The organism is Skermanella sp., assembly GCF_059503625.1.
Genome location: NZ_JCACHA010000095.1, coordinates 1 through 3949, shown reverse-complemented (window position 1 = coordinate 3949; position 3949 = coordinate 1). Strand labels below are relative to the sequence as shown.

Below are 3949 nucleotides of genomic sequence, written 5' to 3'. Positions count from 1 at the left end.
GAGCGTAGTCGCTCTGGCACCGCGCTCGCCTTTCCGGCAGCAGGGCGAGGGAACCTCACAGCCTGCCTCGCTCGGTCGCAGCCCCCAAATGGCTCGCCTGCGGCAGCAGAAGATGCTGGCCGACTAGGTTCGACACAAGTAAACTGCTCAAGAGACGCCGTTCCATTCTGTCTCTCGTTCCAGCTTCCAGTTTCCTAGATAAACCGCATATCATGCCAAGCTGCGCCCAGGATCAGAAATGTCCCTTCTGCCAATGATCAGGAAAGCTTAATCAGCTCATCCAATGACTGAAACTGCGCAACCAGCAGACCCCACGAGTTGCGACCAGGAGCCGATCCATATTCCCGGCTCGATCCAGCCACATGGAATTCTCCTCGCCATCGATCCGGAAACGGCTACCGTGATTCAGGTCGCTGGAGAAACGGAGCGATTACTTGGCCGTACCGTGACTCAAATTCTCAATGAGCCGGTAGGCGAGGTCCTGGGTAGTGACCCGGCCATGCTGATCCAGTCATCCAGTAACGGCCCGTTGGCGGAGCCGGTCTTTCTGGGATCGATCAGTGTCCCTGCAGCTAGCCGCATGCTCGATGTCGTCGCGCACATACGTGACGGTCTCCTCATCCTGGAGATGGAGCCGGCGGAAGCCCATCGGGACAGCGCCGCGCGGATGCTCGCCAAGCTTCACGCGATCAGCACGGAACTGGAAACGCAACTCGATCTGACTCGGTTATGCCGGGCGGCCGCTCGGGAGATGCGCTCCCTTATTGGCTTCGACCGGGTGATGATCTACCGTTTTCTGGAGGACAAATCAGGCTGCGTCGTCGCCGAGGCGAAGATCGCCGAATTGGCTCCCTTCCTGAACCATCACTATCCGGCGTCAGATATTCCCAGGCAGGCACGCGCTCTTTATGTGCGCAGTCCGGTCCGGTTGATACCGGATGTAAACTACGCGCCGGCACCTCTTATTCCAGCTCTTTGTCCGGCCACAAACGAGCCGCTCGATATGAGCGACTGCTGGCTGCGAAGCGTGTCACCCACCCACATTCAGTACCTGAAAAACATGGGTGTCGCAGCGTCCATGTCCATTTCGATCGTGATCGAGGGAACTCTATGGGGTCTGATCGCCTGCCATCATGCATCACCTAAACAGGTTCCTTACGAATTACGGGAAGCATCGAAGCATGTTGGCCAGATCCTGAGCCAGCTGATCCGGGCACGGCAGGAGGCGAGCCACCACACTGAGACCTTGCGGCTCAGTTCGACGCGCGACGAGTTGAGTTGGACTTTGGCTCGTTCAGAAGCCGTTGACAAAGCTCTACTGGAACATGGCCCAGCGCTTTCCACCCTCATTCCCGCGGATGGCGCCGCGATCCGGGTCGGTGACGAGGTTCTGTGTATCGGACACGCACCCCCTGAAGCCGAGGTGAAAAAGCTAACAGCTTGGATCATGAACTCCTCCCGGCCAGACCCTTATGCCACCGACGTTCTGGCGGAGCGTTATGGGCCGGCTTCCGATCCTGCGTTCCAGATGGCTGGCATTCTGGCGACGGTAGTCTCGCGTGAAACTCCGCTGGTCCTGATGTGGTTCCGCGCCGAATACGTCCAGACCATCAACTGGGCCGGCAACCCCCATAAGCCCGTCGAGCCTGGTACCAGCCTCGGCACGCTCACCCCCCGGAAATCTTTCGACGCCTGGCAGGAAACGGTCCGGAACCGATCCCGCGCCTGGTCGAGCGCAGAGGTGAACGGGGTACGGAAGTTTAGGGATACAGTCTTCGACCTGCTTCAGCGGCAGAGGCTTCGGGAGCTGAACCTGCAGCTTCGTCGAACTCTCTCCGACAAGGAGGAGCTTCTTGAACAAAAAGACCTCCTCATGCGGGAGGTCAACCATCGTGTCCAGAACAGCCTTCACCTTGTGAATTCGATGCTCAGCATCCAGGAGCGCGAAACATCAGATCCAACCATCCGGTCCCATTTTGAGGAGGCGCGGCAGCGGATCATAGCGGTCAGCACGGTTCATCAGCGGCTTTGGCGCTCGGATCAGATCCAGAATGTCGAGTTCGGTACGTATCTGCGCGAGCTGCGCGATGGCCTGGTAGAGGTTTGGGGACGCTCCTGGGAGCAGCATGTTACGATCCATGCACCGCCCATTCTTCTGCCTACTGACCGGGCCATCATACTTGCACTTGTGATTACGGAGCTGCTCACGAACGCTATCAAGTACGCGTATCCTGAAGGTGTGGGACCCATTGACGTAACGGTGCAGGAGCAGGTTCGGGCAACAATTCGCGTAACCGTGGCGGATTGCGGAGGTGGCATGCCATCCGAGGCGCGGCGGAGCGGCTTTGGATCCCGTCTTACGAAAACACTCATCTCTCAGCTTGAAGGAGATATCGAGATCATGACGAACGCGTCGGGCACACGCGTCATTCTCACGGTGCCACATTCAGTGCATATGGACGCTCCATAGCAGGCAGACATCAGTTGCCGGGACTGTGTCAGAAGTTTCTCCTAAACAGGACCTTTTTCGTTTTAGCTTTGTGCCATGTAGATCGCCGCCGCGGTCGCTTGCGAAACCTCCAAGCAGGTAATGGCACTAATATCCAATTCACATGCGTAATCTGAGTAGATAAAAGGATCAATGACGGGGCGCGAAAACGGTCTCCGAGTAAGCCAACCCGCTACGCACAGCCAACTGGAGCTGATCTGGGGTGACAGGCGAAACTTCAGGAACACAGATTTCCTTGTGAGCGATGTCAATCAAACATGCTCCTGCTCAAGCGTTTTCCTTACCAACTTCGACCACATGCTCGGTAGTGGACTGCTGTGTGGCGGCGCCTACATCGTCCGGGGCACGCCGGGTGCCGGCATACCCGTCCTCGACAAATCGCTCAGCTGGTCCGGAAGTAAGCCGAGCGGCATGAAGCGAAACTGCTGGTTCTCGATAGTCTCCTCGTGCTCGAGGAAGCCGCACAGTCCCAGCATGAGTTTCGCCGGATCGCCTATGAACCACCTATCATCAACGCTCGACCCTGAACGGACGGTATGGAAAATCAGCAGCAGCCGGAGAGCGGACTGGAGTGTGGACTGTTAGTTCCTCCACAGCTGTGGAACCAGCGGACAAGGAAACACCAATGATTGACTTCCGCGAACAGTTTATCGAACGGCTCAATCCGGACCAGGACGGGTTTGATACTATACCCTTGTCAGGACGAGCGAAGGTGTATCGACCAGCAGGATGCTGGGTCTACCAAGTCAACGCGGACCAGGAAAGAGAATTCCGCCAATGGGTGATAGACCACCTTGGACTTCCAGAGTTGGGCAGAGTGAAAGTCCATGGTGATTTTCCGATGCTCCAGGTCGCTAGCCCGCTCGATAGTCCATTTGACTGAGAGGCAATGATGCTCCTACATATGTCAACTGACATTTTGGTTAGATGAAGCGGGCTTGGTTGGACGGCATGGATGACCGAAGATTTCCCGAACCACGAAGCGTTTGAGACAACGAACGATTTCCGCCGTTCGGTGCCAGACGTAGTCGATCGTGGGCTGATGGCCCCGTATGCGCACGACGACGGGAGCAACGGGAACCGTGGGGCAGCTCGGGCTGCAGCAGCTTCGAACTCGAACCTCGACGGCACGTTCCATGACCTTTTCACCAGCTGGTATCCGGGCATGCCCGCCAACAATGTCCAGTCTGCCCCACTCGCTACCGCAGCCCGAGTTGCCCGACGGTTTCTGTTGCTCTCCTGCTCGGCGGCTGCAACCCGGCGGCGGCCAACCTCGATCATTCTGATTTCCATGGCGCCTCCCTCAAGGGTGCTTGTCTGTCCAGCGCCTCCGTGTAGGAGGTCAGGCTGGGCAAGGCCGACCTTAGCAGTGCCGACCTCCAAGGCGCTTGCCTCAAGTCCGCGATGCTGGACCAGCCCGTCTGACGGACATCTGCCGTG

Annotated in this window: 5 protein-coding genes; 4 read left to right on the top strand and 1 reads right to left on the bottom strand. The window is 57.8% G+C overall.

Translation table 11 applies throughout. The features are described 5' to 3' along the window. Positions 1-283 precede the first annotated feature (283 nt). The gene (locus tag AC5JJ6_RS02500; RefSeq protein WP_496040527.1) at positions 284-2470 is read left to right on the top strand and encodes a histidine kinase dimerization/phosphoacceptor domain -containing protein; all 2187 of its coding nucleotides are present in this window, start codon (positions 284-286) and stop codon (positions 2468-2470) included. A 368-nt stretch (positions 2471-2838) separates the two neighbouring features. Here the strand turns inward: AC5JJ6_RS02500 and AC5JJ6_RS02495 are convergent, their stop codons facing one another. Beyond that, positions 2839-2985 (bottom strand): hypothetical protein, encoded by a 147-nt coding sequence (locus AC5JJ6_RS02495; RefSeq protein ID WP_496040526.1) that lies wholly within the window; start codon positions 2983-2985, stop codon positions 2839-2841. Positions 2986-3134: 149 nt separating this feature from the next. On the opposite strand from AC5JJ6_RS02495, the gene AC5JJ6_RS02490 reads away from it, so the two are divergent. From AC5JJ6_RS02490 to AC5JJ6_RS02480, 3 genes are all read left to right on the top strand, one after another. Continuing rightward, positions 3135-3392 carry a hypothetical protein gene (locus AC5JJ6_RS02490; RefSeq protein WP_496040525.1) on the top strand — a complete coding sequence of 86 codons (258 nt, stop codon included), beginning with the start codon at positions 3135-3137 and terminating at the stop codon, positions 3390-3392. 269 nt (positions 3393-3661) lie between these two features. After that, a complete protein-coding gene (locus AC5JJ6_RS02485; RefSeq protein WP_496040529.1) occupies positions 3662-3847 on the top strand; it encodes a pentapeptide repeat-containing protein in 186 nt (61 codons plus the stop codon). 9 nt (positions 3848-3856) lie between these two features. Beyond that, the gene (locus AC5JJ6_RS02480; RefSeq protein ID WP_496040528.1) at positions 3857-3934 is read left to right on the top strand and encodes a hypothetical protein; all 78 of its coding nucleotides are present in this window, start codon (positions 3857-3859) and stop codon (positions 3932-3934) included. Positions 3935-3949: the final 15 nt, after the last annotated feature.